Genomic DNA, 16,711 nt, shown 5'->3' with positions numbered 1-16,711 from the left:
GCGATTAGCAGCAAGGCTTCGCACTCGCAACAAATCGCGCATCGCATTGATTACTCTTCGCTTTGTTGGGCAGCGGATGGCTGTGCAACGCCCAACATCGTCTCCAGCCGGTCGAGTCGCGCGGCCAGCGGTGCCCGCCACTCGGCATTTTCGGGTGCCGCTTCGAGCAGTTCGCGCCACAGCGCGAGCGTGCGGCCCGGCTCCCCTGCCCGCAGGAATGCGAGCCCAAGGAAGTAGGTCGGCGCGGGATTATTCGGCGCAGCCTGCTCACCGCGCGAATAGGCGAACAGCGCCGCCGCAGTCAGCTGGCCATCGGCATGTTCCACCAGCGCATTGCCCAGCGCCACCCAGGCCTCGCCGTCATTCGGGTTCTCCGCCACCGCATTGCGCAGGAAATTCGCCGCCTGGTCGTGTTGGCCACGCCGGGTGAAGGCATCGGCAGTGACCACGAAGCGCGAGGGCAGCCTACCCGCCGGATAGAATTCGCGCCGCGCCTCGACCATCAATTCGCCGGTCTGCGCGGCATTGTCGGTCACCGGAGTTGCGGGCGCGCCGGCCTGTCCCGGGTGGCCCTGCAAGGCGTAGCCCGCGAGCCCGAACAGCAGCGCCGAGCCAAACAGCATCCACAGGCTGCGCGGCAGCTTGAGCAGGACGACCGCGAGGCCAAAGACCAGCGCCGCGAGAACAATGATCGGCAACCAGCTCATGCACGCCCCCGGAACCGGCGCAGCAGCACCGCGCCCGCACCCAGTATGAGCAGCAGCGGGATGGCGAAGAGCGGCCAGGTCGTGGCGCTCACCGCGGGTTTGTAGCTGACGTAATCGCCATAGCGCTGCATCAGCCAGCTGCGAATGTCGCCGGGGCTTTCACCCGCCGCGATGCGGATCCGCACCTGGTGGCGCATGTCGCCCGCCATGGGGGCGTCGCTATCGGCAATCGACTGCGACTGGCACTTGAGGCAGCGCAGCGTCTCCATCAGTTCCTGCGCGGCCTGTTCCTGCGCTGGATCGTCGAGCTGGCGATAGGCATAGGGTGCGGGCGGCATGCTTTGCTGCGCGGTAGCCGGCAGCGCGAGCGCGAGCACGAGGGCGGCCAGAAAGGCGCGGATCATCGGGCCTGCTCCAGCTGTTCCAGCAGCACCGGGACATCGCTCGCACGGACATCGCCGATATGCTGGTAGCGGATCACGCCCTCGCCATCGATCACGAAGGTTTCCGGCACGCCGGAAGAGCCAATCGCCAATTGGACTTCGGACAGGTCGTCGCGTCCGATGCGGCTGTAGGGATTGCCATGCTGCGCGAGGAACCGGGCAATGTCTTCGGGCCGGTCGCGGATCGCGACGCCGACGATCTCCGCGCCCTGCCGCTCGAGGCTTTCGAGATGCGGCGCTTCGGCGATGCAGGGCAGGCACCAGCTTGCCCAGATATTGAGCAGGCGCGGCCGGCCATCGGCAAAGGTTGCATTGGATACCCCTTCGACCCCGTCCATCGCCGGCGGAAGATCGAAATAGGGTAGTTCTTCGCCGACCATGCCGCTGGCGACGAATTCGTCCTTGGGCTGCGTCAGCTGATAGGCCGCGAGGCCGATGAACAGCGCGAACAGGAATAGCGGGACCCACAGACGCCAGCTCATGCGAGCGCCTCCCGGTCCGCGCGGCGCTCGGCAATGCGCACTGCGAGGCGGCGATGCCTCAGATCGCTCAGCAGCCGGCCGAGCAAGGCCAGCACGCCGCCCAGCGCCACCAGCAGGCCGCCGTACCAGATCAGCGGGACAAAGGGCTTCCACCACAGCCGGACCTGCCACCGCCCGTCGGGTGCGCGGTCGCCGATCACTGCATAAAGCTGGCCGTTCCACCGCGTGACCAGCGCGCTTTCGGTGGTCTGCTGCGGCGGGGCCCAGAAATTGCGCGATTGCGGGGTCAGGATGTGCGGTTCGCCGCCATCATAGCTTGCCGCAAGCCGCCCCTGGATCGCGGTCCAGTTGGGACCCGCGACCGGCTCGACGCCCTGCAAGGCGATCGTCCACGGGCCAACGGTGGCGTTGCCGCCTTCCGCCACGGCGGCGAGCCGTTCCTTGGTAAAGGCGCTTTCGCTCGCCATGCCGATCAGCGCCACCGCGATACCGAAATGGGCGACTACCATGCCCCATGTCGCAAGCGGGGTGCGGCCCAGCTTGCGGCGGCGCAGCGGCAGCAGGCTGGCGACCGCCAGTCCCAGCCCGAAGGCGAGCCCGAGCAGCGGCAGCAGCGCGATCTCCGCAAGCAGGCCGAACAGGACCAGCCCCGCGAGCACCAGCGCGGCGAACAGCGCCACTTCGCGGCCGATCCGGTCGATCCGGTCCTGCCGCCAGCGCAGCAGCGGCCCGACTGCCATGGCCGCGAGCATGGGGATGACGAAGATCGCCCCGACGGGATTGAAATAGGGCGGCCCGACCGACACGCGCACATCGAATGCCTCGGTCAGCAGCGGGTAGAGCGTACCCAGCAGCACGATGGCCAGGATCGAGCTCAGCATGACGTTGTTGAAGACCAGCGCGCCTTCGCGGCTGGCGAGCGCGAACCGTTCGCCCTCGCTGATCGTATTGGCGCGCAGCGCGAACAGCAGCAGCGCCCCACCGATGAAAATACCGAGCAGCACGAGGATGAAGGTCCCCCGCTCGGGATCGACGGCGAAGGCGTGCACGCTGGTCAGGATGCCCGAGCGCACGAGGAACGTGCCGACCATGCTCATCGAGAAGGCGACCACGCCGAGCATGATCGTCCAGGTGCGCAAGGCGTCGCGGCTGGCTAGAACACTGGCCGAGTGCAACAGGGCGGTGGCTGCCAACCACGGCATCAGCGAGGCGTTCTCGACCGGGTCCCAGAACCACCAGCCGCCCCAGCCAAGTTCGTAATAGGCCCAGTAACTGCCCGCGGTGATGCCCACCGTCAGCATGACCCACGCGCCGAGCACCCACGGCCGCATTGCGCGCGCGAAATCGGGGGTCACCTGCCGCGTCAGCAGCGCCCCCACGGCGAAGCTGAAGGCAACCGACAGGCCGACATAGCCGAGGTAGAGCGTGGGCGGATGGAAGGCGAGACCGATGTCCTGCAGCAGCGGATTGAGCCCCATCCCCTCCGCAGCGGGGGTCGGCAGGCGTTCGAAGGGATTCGAACTGAGCAGCAGGAAGGCGTAAAATCCCAGCGAGACCACGCCCTGTGCGGCCAGCGTGGCATTCATCGTCCGCTCGGGCAGACGCCGCTCGACCAGCGCGATCAGGGCACCGGCGAGACCCATCACGGTCACCCACAGCAGCATCGAGCCTTCATGATTGCCCCATGTGCCCGACAGCTTGAACACCAGCGGTTTCATCGAATGCGAATTGGAGGCCACCAGCTTGACCGAGAGATCGGTGACGGCAAACAGCCACACCAGCATTGCGAAGGAGAACGCGACGAGCACACCCTGGACGATCGCCGCGGGGCGAATCAGCCCGGCCAGTTCGCTCGCCCCGTCATTGCGCACCGCCATGAAGCCGACGGCCATCTGCAGCGCGGCCAAAGCAGCGGCGAGCCACAGGGCGGCAAGACCCAGTTCGGCGATCATTCCAGCCCGACCGTCGTTTCCTCGGCCATTTGCGCGGCCTGGTGCTGGTCCATGTCCTGCAATTCGCGCGGCACGTAATTCTCGTCATGCTTGGCGAGGAGATTGTCGGCGATGAATATCCCGCCGGGCCCCAGCCGCCCTTCGGCGACCACACCCGAACCTTCGACGAACAGGTCGGGCGCGATCCCGCTGAAGCGTACCGGCACGCGCGATCCGTCATTTCCCGTGACGGCGAAGGTCAGCGTGACCCCGTCGGCCGCGGTTTCGAGCGATCCTTGCTCGACCATACCGCCCAAGCGCACCGCCTGGCCGACCTCGGGCGGGTCGGCGAGCATCTGCCCGGGCAGATAGAAATAACTCGCCTGGTTGCGCAATGCATAGGCCGCGAGCAGGCCTGCCCCGACCAGCGCCACGAGCGCGAGGACGACCAGCACGAGCCGCTGGTGCTTGGGTTTGGGCGCGTTCATTTCCGGCGGCTTTCCTCGCGGCGCTTCTCGGCGCGTTTCATGTCGAGCCATGCCCAGCCGACCATCGCCAGCGTGCCGATCACGCCCACTGCATAGGCTGCGACGACGAAGGTCCATTGATCGAGTGCTTCGCGCATCAGGCGGCTTCCATCGCGCGGCGGCGCAGGCGCGCCTCGGCCTGCACATCGGCGAGCAGCGCGCGCATGCGTGCGAGTACGACTCCGCCGAACAGCAAAGAGAAGCCGGCCACTGCAACCAGCAGCGGCACGAGGAATTCGGCGTCGATCGCGCTCTTGCCCAGCGTGATGCTGGGCGGCTGGTGGAGCGAATTCCACCACACCACGCTGCGATTGATGATCGGGATGTTGATCGCGCCGAGCAGGCCGAAAATGGCCGGAATGCGCGGCGAAACACCTTCGCGTTCGGCGGCCTGCGCCAGCGCGATATAGGCGAGATAGAGGAAGGCGAGCACCAGCATGCTGGTCAGCCGCCCGTCCCACACCCACCAGGTGCCCCAGGTCGGGCGTCCCCAGATGGATCCGGTGGCGAGACAGATGATCGTGAAGACGAGGCCGGGCAATGCCGCAGCGCGTGCGGCCAGCGCGGCGAGCGGGTGCCGCCAGACGAGGAATACGAGGCTTGCCACGGCGATCGCGGTCCAGCCGCCCATCCCCAGCCATGCAGCCGGGACATGCAGGAACAGGATGCGCACCGTCTCTCCCATCAGACGGTCGGGAGGCACCTGGAACAGGCCCCAATAGAGCGCGGCCGCGCTCACCACCAAGCCGCCGACCAGCAGCAGCGGGGTCAGCGGGTTGGCGAGCGCGAGGAAGCGCTTGGGATTGGCGAAGCCATGCATCGAATATACCGTCCGGCACCGCTTTGGCAGCGCGCCACCGGCCTCGCAAGGGCGCAGTTCAGCGGCCGATCAGTTCCTGTGCCATGCGATCGGCAACCTGGTCGGGCGAGACCCCGCTCCGGTCGCTTTCCTGCCAGATCTGTTCGAGCCGCCCGGGGATCAGCGCGATGCGCTTGCGGACCTCGTTGATATCGCACGGCGCCTTGTCCCGGCGACAGAGATATTCGAGCGTTACCGAGATGATTCCGCCGGCATTGATCACATAATCGGGGGCATAGAGAATGCCGCGTTCGGCCAGCATCGGGCCATGTTCCGGACGCTTGATCTGGTTGTTCGCACCGCCCGCCACGATCTGGCAATCGAGCCGCGCAATACCCTCGTCGTCGAGGATCGCGCCCAGCGCATTGGGGCTGAAGACATCGCAGGAAACCGACATGATTGCATCGGCCGCAGCGGTCTCCGCACCGAGTTCGGCGGCAAGCGCTTCTGCGCGGCCCGCGTCGATGTCGGAAAGCGTCAGCCTGGCCCCATCGCGCGCCAGCAAGCGGGCAACGCCGCCGCCGACACTGCCCGTGCCCTGCAGCGCAACATGCACGCCTTCGATGCTGTCCTTGCCGAGCTTGTACCGCACCGCGGCCTTGATACCGAGGAAGATGCCGAGCGCGGTGAACGGGCCCGGATCGCCGCCTGCGGCGTCCTCGCCCTCGACCGGGAGGCCCGAGACATATTGCGTGCGCTGCGCGACCGCGGCCATGTCGGCTTCGGAAATGCCGACGTCTTCGGCGGTGACGTACTGGCCGTTGAGCCGCTCCACCGCATCGGCGAAGGCCGCCAGCATTTCGGGCGTCTTGGCGGTGTCCTTCTTGGCCAGGATCACGGCCTTGCCCCCGCCCATCGGCAGGCCCGCCATGGCGTTCTTGTAGCTCATCCCGCGCGACAGGCGAAGCGCATCGCGCATGGCATCGGCGGGTTCGGCATAATGCCAGAAGCGGGTGCCGCCGGCACCGGGACCGAGATGGGTCGAATGGAGCGCGATGATGGCGGTCAGGCCGCTTTTCGCATCGCGGACCACCTCGACCAGTTCATGGTCGTCGAAATCCGCTTCGGTCCAGAATGCCGTCATGCAGCGAGTCCCCAAAATGCTCTGATGGACGGCCATGATGGGGGAGAATATGGGGCGATCGACGGGGTTCGAACCCGCGACCTCCGGTACCACAAACCGGCGCTCTAACCAACTGAGCTACGATCGCCACATGCCCCCGGAACCGCCCGGGAAAGGGGGGCTGTTACGCATGAGCGGGACAGCGTCAAGCCGCCTGCGCAACGGCGCGTGCCTGTTGCACAATGAAGCCGAATAGGGAAGCGAAAATCGCAACCGCCGCAGCTGTGCGCAATTTTCTTTCGCGGTTGAAGCGCGTTGCGCGCGCGCTATCGTAAAAGTGATGACGGGACCGGGCGAGATCTTCGAGCGAGATGCTGCTGGCGCGCGAGGGCATGCAACGCGTGCCGAGCGACAAGATCGAGCTGTTCCAGCTGCGCGACTTCGTCCCCCTCGCCCTGCGTGCCGGATTGATCCGCCTGATCGAGCAGGACCGGCGGCCCTCGACGCTCGCCGATGCGGGCGACGACCGCTATTTTCGCACCAGCGAAACCTGCGACCTCGATACGACTGAACCTGCCGTCCAGGCACTCGAAGACTTGCTGTACGACCTCAACGGGATCGACCCCGCGCATGGCGAACCGCTGCAGGGCCAGCGCTATGACGTGGGGCAGGAATTCAAACCGCATTGCGACTATTTCAATCGCGGCGGGGCCGACTGGGCGACCTATTGCTCGGTCGCGGGCCAGCGGACCTGGACCTTCATGATCTATCTGAACGAGGTCGAAGGCGGCGGGGCGACCCGCTTCAAGGCGGTCGGTAAGACCTTCCAGCCCGAGGCGGGCAAGCTGGTCTGCTGGAACAACCGGCGCCCCGACCTGCGCGAAAACCCCAATACGCTCCATCACGGGATGAAGGTGCGCAAGGGGATCAAATATGTGATCACCAAATGGTACCGCGAGAAGCCCTGGGGCTGGTGACGCGGCTATCCGGCGCGCGGCGTTCGTCCAACGAGAAAGGGCGGCCCCGCGGGACCGCCCTTGCGTAAACTCTTGGACTGGTTGCGCTCAGCCCTTCTTGAGCGACAGGCCGCCGAAGCGCTTGTTGAAGGCTGCGACGCGGCCGCCTTCCTGGATCTGCTTGGTGCCACCGGTCCATGCCGGATGGCTGGTCGGATCGATGTCGAGCGTCAGCGTTTCGCCCTCGTTGCCCCAGGTGGAGCGCGTCTGGAATTCGGTACCATCGGTCATCTTGACCGTGATCATGTGGTAATCGGGGTGACCTGCGGCCTTCATGATAAACGTCCTTCTAGCATCGGAACGGTTCCGACCGGTCCAGCTGTTATGGGAAAGGCGCGCGCATAGCGGCGAGCGCCCGAATTGACAACCCTATTCGGGTGCGTCGGCAATCATCGCGGTGAACTGCACTTCGCAGGTCACCTTGCCATCCACGCTCGCCTTGCCGGCGAACTTGCAGACCTTGGCGCGCTTCTGCACGAATTCGGCCTTGAGATCGAGCAGCACGCCCGGCGTCACGGGCGCGCGGAACTTGGCGTTCTCGATCGCCATGAAATAGACCAGCTTGCCCGAATCCGCGAGACCGAGGCTCTCCACCGCGAGCACGCCCGCGGCCTGCGCCAGCGCCTCGATCTGGAGAACGCCGGGCATGATCGGCGCGCCGGGGAAATGGCCCTGGAAGAAATCCTCGTTGAAGCTGACCGCCTTGACCGCGTGGATACGCTCGTCGGCGACCAGTTCCTGCACCCGGTCGACGAGCAGCAGGGGATAGCGATGCGGCAGGCGCTTAAGCACCCCGACGATGTCGAAACCGGTCTCGCTCATCACCCTGCCCCTCTTGTCGTGCCTAGCGGCCGGTCGGCTGCGCGGGCTGCTGCTGCTGCTGCTGCGCGGCCTGCTGGGCTGCCTGCTGCTGCGCGACACCGAGGAGGACCTGCGACACGGTCTGCTGCGCGGACAGCGATTCCTGACGGGGACGCCAGTCGGCCGGCGGCGTGATCTGGACGCTCGGCATGCGCTGGTTGAGCGCGGCGACGAGGTCGTTGGTCACATTGACCGCTTCGGGTGCCCACTGGATCGCGTCCGGGTTCAGCAGCAGCTGGATGTTCTTCTGCTGGATGACCTGCTGCTGGACATTCTGGTAATCGTTGATCAGCTGCTCGATAGCATAGGTCTGCGCGAGCACGATCGGCTGCGAAGCCTGGCCAAGCTGCTGCTCTTTCTGCTGGAGCTGCTGCACGACCGTAGGGTTGGCCTGCGCTTCGGCCTGGCTCAGCTGGCCATTGTTGTCGGTATCGAGGCTCTGCTGCAGCGTCTGCATTTCCTGACGCAGCGTGCGGATCTGCGCGATCTGCGCCGAATACTGCTGGTCGATCTGCTGATAGGCATTGATGCGCGCCTGGCTGCGCACGATCACGGCTTCGGGGCTGCTGGTAGCGATGCCCGAAACCTGCGCGGCGGCGGGAGTTGCGATGGCTGCAGTGCCCGCAAGCGCGGCGGCAGCAATGGTCTTGGCAAAAAGTTTCATCAGAATTGCGTTCCTACGTTGAAGGAGAAGGTCTTGGTGTCGTCTCCGACCTGCTTCTTGAGCACGTGAGATACATCGATCCGGAACGGACCGAAGGGCGAGTTCCAGTTCACGCCAATGCCCACCGAAATACGCGGTGCGGGGCTGTCGCCGACGAAGACTTCCTTAAAGAAGGTCCCGCCGATGACGTTGCGTTCGTTCTCGGTCCCATCGGGTGCGAAGCGATTGGTTACTGCCTGGAGGATGTCGTTGCCTTCATCGTCTACGCCGGGCTGCAGATAAAGCAGATTGCCGTCCCCGTCAGTGGCTTGCAAGCCATCGGGGTAATCCTGCAGGACCGGGCGGGTAACGCTGAACAACGACCCTACGTCCAGGAAGATCGACGGACGCAGGCCCATCTCACGCGCTCCGCTGCCGAGCGGAATCTCGAGTTCGGCGCGGCCGAGGTAATAGGCCTTGCCGCCCAAGGCATCGTCCACGCGGCTATCGCTGGCGAGCGCTTCCTCGATCGTCTGCGAGACCCGCGGCGTGGCGGCATCGCCATCGTCGTCCAAATACTGCAGGCGCACGATGCGCGGTCCAACACCGCGGATGTCGAACCCGCGCATTTGCGGCTCGCCGAGGAAGAAACGATCGGTCAGGCGAACGTCGTCCTGCCCGGCTACGTTATTGTCCTCGAGGCTGCGAATCCAGCCGCCCTCGCCGGTCACCGAGAAGATGAAGCCGCCGCCGACGGGCCAGTACTTACCGGCGCGGGCGCGCGAACGGACATATTTCACATCGCCGCCGAGCCCGGCCAATTCGGTCGTCCAGCTGATCGTCTCGCCGCTTGTGGGACGCAGGCGACTGTTGAGCGTGTTGTAGTTGAGCGTGAGCCCGACGATCGAGCTGGTCCGCTGCCCGATTGCCTCGCACAGATAACGACTGGCAAGGATCGGATCGCAGGTCGCAACCCCGTCGCCATCGCGATCAGAGAAATACAGTCCTTCATCGAGCGTCACGTCGTCGTAATTGAACGTATAGCTGGCAACCGCCGAGGTGTACTCGGTCAACGGAACGCCCGCACGCAGCTGGGCGCCGGTGGTCGACTGCGCAAAGGTGGTGTTGCGCTCGTTATTGCGGAAGTTGAAGCTGTTGGTGTCGCGGCGATAGATATCGACGCCCGCCGAGATATTGCGGTCGAACACATAGGGTTCGGAAAAGCTCACCTGCGCCGATTTCGAATAGCGCGAATAGTTCAGGCTGAGGCCGACCGTCTGCCCGCGGCCGCGGAAGTTGCGCTGACGGATCGAACCAGCAAGAATGAAGCTCTCGAGGCTGGAGAAACCAGCCGATAGCTGCAGCTCGCCGGTCGCCTGTTCTTCGACATTGGCTTCGAGCACGATCCGGTCGGGGGCGCTGCCCTCGACCTGGTTGATTTCGAAGTTTTCCTGGAAATAGCCCAGCGAATTGATGCGTGCGGTCGAACGCGCGACCGACAGCGAATTGAAGGCATCACCTTCGGCCAGACGGAATTCGCGGCGCACGACCTTGTCCTGCGTCAACGTGTTGCCGTTGACGTCGATCCGTTCGACATAGACGCGGGGCGCTTCGCGCAAGGCGAAGGTCACGTCCATCGTCAGCGTGTCCTGGTTGCGGCTGAACTGCGGCTGGACGTCGGCAAAGGCGTAACCGAAGGTCCCGGCCAGCTCGCTGAGCTGCTCGACCGTGTCTTCGACCAGCTTGGCATCGTACCAGTCGCCGCCCTGCATCGGCAGACGCGCGGTCATCGCCTCATTGTCGAAATCGCGGATCTGCGATTCAACATCGACCGTGCCGAATTTGTACCGCTCGCCTTCCTCGACGACATAGGTGATGATGAAGTCGCGCTTGTCGGGGGTCAGTTCGGCGACCGCCGAAACCACGCGGAAATCGGCATAGCCTTCGGTCAGGTAATACTGGCGCAGCTTCTGCTGGTCAAAGGCCAGACGATCGGGATCGTAGCTGGTGTTGGAACTGAGGAAACTGGTCAGGCGGGCCTGCTTGGTCAGCATCTCGCCGCGCAGCTTCCCGTCGGAGAAAGCATCGTTGCCGATGATGTTGATCTGGCGAACCTTGGACTTGGGTCCTTCGCTGATCTCGAACACGATATCGACGCGGTTCTGCGACAGTTCGACCATCTTCGGCTCGACCGTGGCGGCGAAGCGGCCCTGGCGCTTGTACAGCTCGATGATGCGGGAGACGTCGGCGCGGACCTTCGAACGGGTAAAGATCTGCCGCGGCGACAGCCGGATTTCGGGCAGCACCTTGTCGTTCTTCAGCCGGCGATTGCCTTCGAGGATGATGCGGTTGATGACCGGGTTCTCGACAATGGTGATGACCACATCGCCATTGTTGTTGACCACATTGGCGCTGGAGAACAGCTCGGTCGCGTAGAGGTCCTTGAGGACCTCATCGCCCGCGGCCTGCGTCCACGTGTCGCCGGGGCGCAGCTTGATGTAGGACAGGATCGTCTGCGCCTCGAGGCGCTGGGCACCGCTGACAGCGATCGTGCGCACGACATCCTGCTGGACCGCCGGGGCGACTGCCGGGACTGAGGCAGCCTCTTCCTGAGCAAGAACCGCGGTGGGCACACCTGCAAGCATGGTGCTGGCCAGCAGGCCGATAGCCAGCCGCGCGGCAGGGTTGCGTCGCGTGGCGGCAGAAGCAAAATTAGTCATCGACAAGGAGATTCCCGTCCTCGTTACACTTACAGCAGACCCGGCTGGTGCAGCCCCGATCCGGCATCGGGCCGCGTTGTGCGGGGCGGCCTTGCCGTCCCCTGCCCCATGCGTCCGTGGCGATCAAGCTTTGCTGCGGTCTATTGCCGGTTACCCGCTCCCTTTCCCCGGCTAATTCCCGAAAACGGGAAGCGTCACCAGATCGTTGATTGTGACGAACACCATCAGCATGAGCACAAGGGCCACACCGGCGCGGTACGCCACTTCGGTTCCACGGGGGCCGACCGGCTTCCGGCGGACCGCTTCTGCCGCGTAGAAAGCCAAGTGCCCGCCGTCGAGCGCCGGAATTGGCAGGAGGTTGATGAATGCCAAGTTAAGCGAAATCAGCGCCGCGAAATTGATAAAGGCCATCGCGCCGAGGCTGAGCTGTTCGCCCGAGAATTTCGCGATCTTGACCGGCCCGCCCAGTTCCTGGACCGACCGCTCGCCGGTGAATATCTGGCCGATGCCGGTCACCATCATGTCGACGATCCCGATCGAGTGATCGACCGCCAGGCCAAGCGAGGCAACCACGCCCTGCGGTTCGAACTCGAAGCCCGCGGCCGCCGGTGCGATGCCGATCAGCCCGATCTTGGATACATTGCCGAACCGGTCTTCCATCTCGACGCTGCGGACGGGCACGGCAAAGCTCTGCTCGGCGCCGTCCCGTTCGACCGTGATATCGAGCGTACGCCCGGGATAGAGCATGATCGAATCCTGCAGATCGCGGAAGTCCTCGATCCGCTCGCTTTCGACCGCGACGATGCGGTCGCCGATCGCGATCCCCGCCGCACGTGCGGGCGAGATTTCGGCGAATTCGGCAACGGTCAGCTGTTCTTCGGGATTGCCCGGAACCGGCTTGCCGTAAAAGGCGAAGAAACCCGCGAAGATCGCCAGCGTCAGCAGGATATTGGTTGCCGGCCCGGCGAAAACGATCAGGGCGCGCTTCCATAGCGAGGCATGATGGAAGCTTCCCGCGCGCTCTTCCGCGCTCGCTTGTGCCGCGGCGTCGGCATCGGGAATGCTCGCCGGGTTCATATCGCCCTTGAACTGGACATAGCCGCCCAGCGGCAGCGCGCTGAGCTTCCATCGCGTGCCACGTTTGTCCGTGAAGCCCCAGAGTTCCTTGCCAAATCCGACCGAGAACGCTTCTGCATGGACGCCGAACCAGCGGCCGACCAGATAGTGGCCCAGCTCATGGATCGTCACCAATGGCCCCAGCAGCAGCGGGAAACCGATGACGTAATAGAGCCACAAAGGCAGGTTCAGTTCCAAGGTCAGGCAGGCTCCAGAATGCGGGTGGCACGGGTGCGGGCGTCTTCGTCTACGCGCAGGACCTCTTCGAGGGTCCGCGGCGCTTGGGGCAGATCACCCTGATCGAGAACGCTCTCGACCAATACCGCGATGCGGCTGAACGCAATCTGACGCTTCAGGAAAGCGGCCACCGCGATTTCGTTCGCGGCATTGAGCACCGCCGGGGCCGCCCCGCCCGCTTCGGCGGCCAGGCGTGCCAGTCGTGTCGCCGGAAAACGGTCTTCATCGGGGGCGAAGAAGGTCATCTCGCCAATTGCCGGCAGGTCGAGCGGAGCCATGGGCGTATCCATCCGCGCCGGCCAGGCAAGGCACGAGGCGATCGGTACGCGCATGTCCGACGGCCCCAGCTGCGCCAGTGTCGAACCATCGCGATATTCGACCATCGAATGGATCACGCTTTGCGGATGGACGACGATGCGGATGCGGTCGAGCCCGACGGGAAACAGGTGATGCGCCTCGATCAGTTCGAGACCCTTGTTGAACATGGTCGCGCTATCGACGCTGATCTTGGCCCCCATATCCCAGTTGGGATGCGCGATGGCCTGTTCGGGCGTCACTGCGGACAAATCCTCGACCATGCGCAGCGGACCGCCGCTGGCAGTCAGTGTGATCGAGCGGACGTCCGCGATCTTGCCGCCCTGCAGGCACTGGAAGATGGCGTTGTGCTCGCTGTCGACGGGTAGCAGCGTGGCCCCGTGCCGGGCGACGGCGGCGGTCATCACCTCGCCTGCGGACACCAGCGCTTCCTTGTTGGCCAGCGCAATCGTGCCGCCCTGCTCGATCGCCGCCATCACCGGGCCCAGCCCGGCGCAGCCGACGATTGCCGCCACGGTGATCGCGGCAGGACGCGCAGCCGCTTCGCAGAGCGCACTACGCCCGGCCGCGGCTTCGATCCCGCTGCCCGAAAGCGCGTCGCGCAGGTCATCGAGGCACTTCTCGTCGGCGACGACGGCAAGTTCGGCCCCGAATTCACGCGCTGCCGCAGCCAGCCCCGCGACGTTGGAATTGGCGGTTAACGCGACGACGTTCCAGTCCCCTGGATTGCGGCGGAGGAGGTCGAGCGTCTGCTCGCCCACCGAACCCGTCGCGCCGAGGATGGAGATCGAACGGGTCATTGCGCGGCACCCAGAAGGACGCCAGCGAGCAGCACGACGGGGATCATCCCGTCGGTCCGGTCGAACACGCCGCCATGACCCGGGATGAGCTTGGACGAATCCTTCACCCCCGCCTTGCGCTTGAGCCAGCTTTCGAAGAAATCGCCGGCCTGTGCTGCCACGGCAGTGAGCGCGCCAAGGCCGAGCATCTGGCCGAACCGGGTAACATCGATGGCAGCAGCCGCATCGCCGCGCATGGCGGGGGCGACGAAATAGCTCCAGACCGCGATCCAGATCGTCGCACCGACGATCCCGCCAAGCAGGCCCGCCCAGGTCTTCGATGGGCTGATCGAAGGCGCGATCTTGGGGCCACCCAGCGTGCGGCCGAAGAAATAGGCAAAGCTGTCGACGAACACGACGGCGCCGATCACGCCGACCACCAGCGGCAGCGGGAACCGCGCCAGCATATAGCCCGCAAGCCCGATATAGATCGCGCCGCCAAGGATACCGGCGAGGCGGAAGGCCACGGACGGGGTGGCTTTCACCATCAGCAGGACGAATTCGACCATGGTCGCAAGCGTGACGGCGAGGATGAACCAGCCCAGCCACGGGGCACCGGCGACCAATGCGCCGACTGCGAGCGCAATCATCACCACGGCGGAGACGACCCGTACGGGCAGATCTGCATTCTTGCGTACGGGCGATGCCGTAGATGTCTCAGCGTCCGCCAAAGCGCCTCTCCCTCTCCGCGAACTCGGCCAGCGCCTGTTTCAGGTGATCGGGCGTAAAGTCCGGCCAGAGGACGTCGAGGAACAGCATCTCCGCGTAGGCCGCCTGCCACAAGAGGAAATTCGACAGCCGCACTTCGCCGCTGGTGCGGATCAGCAGGTCGAGCGGCGGCAAATCCGCGCTGTAGAGATGCCGGGCGATGCCTTCTTCGGTGATCTCGCCCTCGGCCGCCGCTTGCCGCGCCGCCTGGACGATTTCGGCATGCGAACCGTAATTCAGCGCGACCGCGAGCGTGCGCGAGCCCTTCGCGGTCTGCTCCAGCGCATCCTCGAGCATTTCGACGATATCGGGCGCAAGTCCGCGCCAGTCACCGAGAATATGCAGCCTGACGTCGTTGGCCACGAATTCCGGCAGGTCCGATTTGATGAACTTGCGCATCAAGTTCATCAGATCGTCGACCTCTTCCTCGGGCCGCTTCCAGTTTTCGCTGCTGAAGGCATAGAGCGTCAGGCACTCGATCTCGGTGCCCTGGAGACCGCGCACCAGTTCGCGCACCGCTTCCACGCCCTTGCGATGCCCCATCGCGCGGGGCAGATGCTTGCGCTTCGCCCAGCGGCCGTTGCCATCCATGATGATGGCCACATGGCGGGCGCTCGCCCCTTCCCCAGTCATCCTTTCACTCCGCGTCCTGTCCGCCTTACTGCGTCAGGATTTCCTTTTCCTTCTGCACAGCGGCAGCATCTGCTTCGGCGACATAGGTGTCGGTCAGCTTCTGCACTTCATCTTCGCTGCGCTTGCGCTCGTCTTCCGAGATTTCCTTCTTCTTCTCGTCTTCCTTGAGCGCTTCCATCCCGTCTCGGCGGACATTGCGGATGGCGATCTTGGCCTGTTCGGCATACTGGCCGGCCAGCTTGGCCAGTTCCTTGCGGCGTTCCTGCGTCAGATCGGGCATCGGCAGGCGGACGTTCTGCCCGTCGATCATCGGATTGAGCCCGAGATTGGCCTTGGCTATACCCTTTTCGACCGCAGTGACATTGGCCTTGTCCCACACCTGCACGCTGAGCATGCGGGGTTCGGGCGCGCTGACCGTGGCGACCTGGTTGAGCGGCATCATCGAGCCGTAGACCTCGACCATCACGGGATCGAGCAGGCTGGTGTTCGCCCGGCCGGTGCGCAGGCCGCCAAGATCGCTCTTGAGGCTCTCGACGGCACCCTTCATGCGGCGCTCGATATCGGCTTTGTCGTACTTGGCCATGGCGGCTTCCTCTGTCTTGTCTTTGCGTTCAGTTCTTGACGATCGTCTGCACGCCTTCGCCGCTCAGCACACGGGCAAGATTGCCCTTGTCGCGGATCGAGAAGACGACAATCGGGATCTTGTTGTCGCGGCACAAAGCAACGGCGCTGGCGTCCATGACCTTGAGGTCGTCGGCCAACACCTTGCCGTAAGTCACGGTATCGAAACGTTTGGCGTCCGCGTTCTTCTTGGGGTCGCTGTCATAGACCCCGTCAACGCTGGTACCCTTGAGCAGTGCATCGCAATTCATTTCCGCCGCGCGCAGCGCAGCACCGCTATCGGTAGTGAAATAGGGCGCGCCGACACCCGCGGCGAAGATCACGATCCGGCCCTTTTCGAGATGGCGTTCGGCGCGGCGACGGATCACCGGTTCGCATACCTGGTCCATCTGCACCGCGCTCTGCACGCGGGTCTGGACACCAAGCTGCTCGAGCGCGCTCTGCATCGCCAGCGCGTTCATCACCGTGGCGAGCATGCCCATGTAATCGGCCTGCGCGCGGTCCATCCCCTGCGCTGCACCGGCCATGCCGCGAAAGATATTGCCCCCGCCGATGACGAGACAGATTTCGAGGCCGGTTTCCTTTGCCTGCTTCACTTCCTGCGCGAGTTCCAGCACGAAGGCCGGATCGATCCCGAATTGCTGGTCGCCCATCAGCACCTCGCCCGAAAGCTTGAGGAGGACACGTTTCATCGTCGAAAGAGGCATGGGCGGAGAGGTATCCGTGTAGCGTAGGGAGTTGCGGGTCCTTAGCCATGAAGCAGGAAACGCGCAAAGGGAAAGCCGGGGTTCGGCGCGGGAGGGGAAAACGGCGGGTCCCAGTTCGGAGACCTCGCGCGAGCGCGAGGCAAACGGCCCGCCGGACACGAAAGCGGTCGCCGAACCGAAGTCCGACGACCGCTCCCGAATTCACGCGTCCCGGAAACATCGGGCGCAGGAAACTGCACAGATAAAGAACTGACGGTCCAGCCCTTTATCGTGCGCGATACAC

The 16,711-nt window shown here is 64.7% G+C and carries 20 protein-coding genes and 1 tRNA gene; 1 reads left to right on the top strand and 20 read right to left on the bottom strand.

Features of this window, described 5'->3' with window-relative positions:
* Positions 1 to 50: 50 nt before the first annotated feature.
* From VWN43_RS04665 to VWN43_RS04620, 10 genes are all read right to left on the bottom strand, one after another.
* Positions 51 to 707 carry a tetratricopeptide repeat protein gene (locus VWN43_RS04665; protein WP_320180471.1) on the bottom strand — a complete coding sequence of 219 codons (657 nt, stop codon included), beginning with the start codon at positions 705 to 707 and terminating at the stop codon, positions 51 to 53.
* Positions 704 to 1,111 carry a cytochrome c-type biogenesis protein gene (locus VWN43_RS04660; RefSeq protein WP_320180472.1) on the bottom strand — a complete coding sequence of 136 codons (408 nt, stop codon included), beginning with the start codon at positions 1,109 to 1,111 and terminating at the stop codon, positions 704 to 706. The genes VWN43_RS04665 and VWN43_RS04660 overlap by 4 nt, the downstream gene beginning before the upstream one ends.
* Complete coding sequence (locus VWN43_RS04655; protein WP_320180473.1) at positions 1,108 to 1,632, bottom strand: redoxin family protein; 525 nt, start codon at positions 1,630 to 1,632, stop codon at positions 1,108 to 1,110. Before VWN43_RS04655 ends, VWN43_RS04660 begins: the two co-directional genes overlap by 4 nt.
* Positions 1,629 to 3,584, bottom strand: a complete 1,956-nt coding sequence (locus tag VWN43_RS04650) for a heme lyase CcmF/NrfE family subunit (RefSeq protein ID WP_320180474.1) — start codon at positions 3,582 to 3,584, stop codon at positions 1,629 to 1,631. The genes VWN43_RS04655 and VWN43_RS04650 overlap by 4 nt, the downstream gene beginning before the upstream one ends.
* Positions 3,581 to 4,051: a cytochrome c maturation protein CcmE gene (ccmE, locus tag VWN43_RS04645; RefSeq protein ID WP_320180475.1), complete on the bottom strand. Its 471-nt coding sequence runs from the start codon at positions 4,049 to 4,051 to the stop codon at positions 3,581 to 3,583. The genes VWN43_RS04650 and ccmE overlap by 4 nt, the downstream gene beginning before the upstream one ends.
* Entirely contained in the window at positions 4,048 to 4,188 is a 141-nt protein-coding gene (locus VWN43_RS04640; protein WP_253516766.1) for a hypothetical protein, read from the bottom strand. The genes ccmE and VWN43_RS04640 overlap by 4 nt, the downstream gene beginning before the upstream one ends.
* Positions 4,188 to 4,910: a heme ABC transporter permease CcmC gene (gene ccmC, locus VWN43_RS04635; protein ID WP_320180476.1), complete on the bottom strand. Its 723-nt coding sequence runs from the start codon at positions 4,908 to 4,910 to the stop codon at positions 4,188 to 4,190. Before ccmC ends, VWN43_RS04640 begins: the two co-directional genes overlap by 1 nt.
* A 58-nt stretch (positions 4,911 to 4,968) precedes the next feature.
* Positions 4,969 to 6,033, bottom strand: coding sequence for a Leu/Phe/Val dehydrogenase (locus VWN43_RS04630; protein WP_320180477.1), 1,065 nt, complete (start codon positions 6,031 to 6,033; stop codon positions 4,969 to 4,971).
* A gap of 50 nt (positions 6,034 to 6,083) precedes the next feature.
* Positions 6,084 to 6,160, bottom strand: a tRNA-His gene (locus tag VWN43_RS04625).
* A 57-nt stretch (positions 6,161 to 6,217) separates the two neighbouring features.
* Complete coding sequence (locus tag VWN43_RS04620; protein ID WP_330768224.1) at positions 6,218 to 6,406, bottom strand: hypothetical protein; 189 nt, start codon at positions 6,404 to 6,406, stop codon at positions 6,218 to 6,220.
* Between VWN43_RS04620 and VWN43_RS04615 the strand changes: the two genes are divergently transcribed.
* The gene (locus tag VWN43_RS04615; protein ID WP_330768222.1) at positions 6,405 to 6,989 is read left to right on the top strand and encodes a prolyl hydroxylase family protein; all 585 of its coding nucleotides are present in this window, start codon (positions 6,405 to 6,407) and stop codon (positions 6,987 to 6,989) included. The two genes, VWN43_RS04620 and VWN43_RS04615, sit on opposite strands and share 2 nt — an antisense overlap.
* Positions 6,990 to 7,076: 87 nt before the next feature.
* On the opposite strand, the gene rpmE is transcribed toward VWN43_RS04615, so the two are convergent.
* The 10 genes from rpmE to pyrH all read right to left on the bottom strand — a co-directional run bounded on the left by rpmE (position 7,077) and on the right by pyrH (position 16,428).
* A complete protein-coding gene (rpmE, locus tag VWN43_RS04610) occupies positions 7,077 to 7,304 on the bottom strand; it encodes a 50S ribosomal protein L31 (protein ID WP_253516775.1) in 228 nt (75 codons plus the stop codon).
* Between the two features lie 93 nt (positions 7,305 to 7,397).
* Positions 7,398 to 7,850 (bottom strand): 3-hydroxyacyl-ACP dehydratase FabZ, encoded by a 453-nt coding sequence (fabZ, locus tag VWN43_RS04605; protein ID WP_320180479.1) that lies wholly within the window; start codon positions 7,848 to 7,850, stop codon positions 7,398 to 7,400.
* Positions 7,851 to 7,872: 22 nt separating this feature from the next.
* Entirely contained in the window at positions 7,873 to 8,553 is a 681-nt protein-coding gene (locus tag VWN43_RS04600) for an OmpH family outer membrane protein (protein WP_320180480.1), read from the bottom strand.
* The gene (gene bamA, locus VWN43_RS04595; RefSeq protein WP_320180481.1) at positions 8,553 to 11,252 is read right to left on the bottom strand and encodes an outer membrane protein assembly factor BamA; all 2,700 of its coding nucleotides are present in this window, start codon (positions 11,250 to 11,252) and stop codon (positions 8,553 to 8,555) included. Before bamA ends, VWN43_RS04600 begins: the two co-directional genes overlap by 1 nt.
* Before the next feature lie 171 nt (positions 11,253 to 11,423).
* Positions 11,424 to 12,566, bottom strand: a complete 1,143-nt coding sequence (gene rseP / locus VWN43_RS04590; protein WP_253516785.1) for an RIP metalloprotease RseP — start codon at positions 12,564 to 12,566, stop codon at positions 11,424 to 11,426.
* 2 nt (positions 12,567 to 12,568) lie between these two features.
* On the bottom strand, positions 12,569 to 13,720 hold the full coding sequence (gene dxr / locus VWN43_RS04585) for a 1-deoxy-D-xylulose-5-phosphate reductoisomerase (RefSeq protein WP_320180482.1): 1,152 nt from the start codon (positions 13,718 to 13,720) through the stop codon (positions 12,569 to 12,571).
* Positions 13,717 to 14,349 (bottom strand): phosphatidate cytidylyltransferase, encoded by a 633-nt coding sequence (locus VWN43_RS04580; RefSeq protein ID WP_320180483.1) that lies wholly within the window; start codon positions 14,347 to 14,349, stop codon positions 13,717 to 13,719. The genes dxr and VWN43_RS04580 overlap by 4 nt, the downstream gene beginning before the upstream one ends.
* A 67-nt stretch (positions 14,350 to 14,416) precedes the next feature.
* Positions 14,417 to 15,100: a polyprenyl diphosphate synthase gene (gene uppS / locus VWN43_RS04575; protein WP_320180484.1), complete on the bottom strand. Its 684-nt coding sequence runs from the start codon at positions 15,098 to 15,100 to the stop codon at positions 14,417 to 14,419.
* 25 nt (positions 15,101 to 15,125) lie between these two features.
* Entirely contained in the window at positions 15,126 to 15,683 is a 558-nt protein-coding gene (frr, locus tag VWN43_RS04570; protein ID WP_320180485.1) for a ribosome recycling factor, read from the bottom strand.
* Between the two features lie 28 nt (positions 15,684 to 15,711).
* Positions 15,712 to 16,428, bottom strand: coding sequence for a UMP kinase (pyrH, locus tag VWN43_RS04565; protein ID WP_253516796.1), 717 nt, complete (start codon positions 16,426 to 16,428; stop codon positions 15,712 to 15,714).
* Positions 16,429 to 16,711: the final 283 nt, after the last annotated feature.

The organism is Qipengyuania sp. HL-TH1 (assembly GCF_036365825.1).
Classification (GTDB): domain Bacteria; phylum Pseudomonadota; class Alphaproteobacteria; order Sphingomonadales; family Sphingomonadaceae; genus Qipengyuania; species Qipengyuania profunda.
The sequence above is the reverse complement of the archived record's forward strand: the minus strand, read 5'-3'. Positions and strand labels throughout refer to the sequence as shown.

Coding starts and splice junctions, on each gene's coding strand:
- VWN43_RS04580 (WP_320180483.1), bottom strand. CDS start 14,349: ATGATTGCGCTCGCAGTCGGCGCATTGGTCGCCGGTGCCCCGTGGCTG.
- VWN43_RS04640 (WP_253516766.1), bottom strand. CDS start 4,188: ATGCGCGAAGCACTCGATCAATGGACCTTCGTCGTCGCAGCCTATGCA.
- VWN43_RS04650 (WP_320180474.1), bottom strand. CDS start 3,584: ATGATCGCCGAACTGGGTCTTGCCGCCCTGTGGCTCGCCGCTGCTTTG.
- ccmE (WP_320180475.1), bottom strand. CDS start 4,051: ATGAACGCGCCCAAACCCAAGCACCAGCGGCTCGTGCTGGTCGTCCTC.
- pyrH (WP_253516796.1), bottom strand. CDS start 16,428: ATGCCTCTTTCGACGATGAAACGTGTCCTCCTCAAGCTTTCGGGCGAG.
- rpmE (WP_253516775.1), bottom strand. CDS start 7,304: ATGAAGGCCGCAGGTCACCCCGATTACCACATGATCACGGTCAAGATG.
- fabZ (WP_320180479.1), bottom strand. CDS start 7,850: ATGAGCGAGACCGGTTTCGACATCGTCGGGGTGCTTAAGCGCCTGCCG.
- VWN43_RS04615 (WP_330768222.1), top strand. CDS start 6,405: ATGCAACGCGTGCCGAGCGACAAGATCGAGCTGTTCCAGCTGCGCGAC.
- frr (WP_320180485.1), bottom strand. CDS start 15,683: ATGGCCAAGTACGACAAAGCCGATATCGAGCGCCGCATGAAGGGTGCC.
- VWN43_RS04660 (WP_320180472.1), bottom strand. CDS start 1,111: ATGATCCGCGCCTTTCTGGCCGCCCTCGTGCTCGCGCTCGCGCTGCCG.
- ccmC (WP_320180476.1), bottom strand. CDS start 4,910: ATGCATGGCTTCGCCAATCCCAAGCGCTTCCTCGCGCTCGCCAACCCG.
- uppS (WP_320180484.1), bottom strand. CDS start 15,100: ATGACTGGGGAAGGGGCGAGCGCCCGCCATGTGGCCATCATCATGGAT.
- VWN43_RS04665 (WP_320180471.1), bottom strand. CDS start 707: ATGAGCTGGTTGCCGATCATTGTTCTCGCGGCGCTGGTCTTTGGCCTC.
- VWN43_RS04630 (WP_320180477.1), bottom strand. CDS start 6,033: ATGACGGCATTCTGGACCGAAGCGGATTTCGACGACCATGAACTGGTC.
- VWN43_RS04655 (WP_320180473.1), bottom strand. CDS start 1,632: ATGAGCTGGCGTCTGTGGGTCCCGCTATTCCTGTTCGCGCTGTTCATC.
- VWN43_RS04600 (WP_320180480.1), bottom strand. CDS start 8,553: ATGAAACTTTTTGCCAAGACCATTGCTGCCGCCGCGCTTGCGGGCACT.
- VWN43_RS04620 (WP_330768224.1), bottom strand. CDS start 6,406: ATGCCCTCGCGCGCCAGCAGCATCTCGCTCGAAGATCTCGCCCGGTCC.
- dxr (WP_320180482.1), bottom strand. CDS start 13,720: ATGACCCGTTCGATCTCCATCCTCGGCGCGACGGGTTCGGTGGGCGAG.
- bamA (WP_320180481.1), bottom strand. CDS start 11,252: ATGACTAATTTTGCTTCTGCCGCCACGCGACGCAACCCTGCCGCGCGG.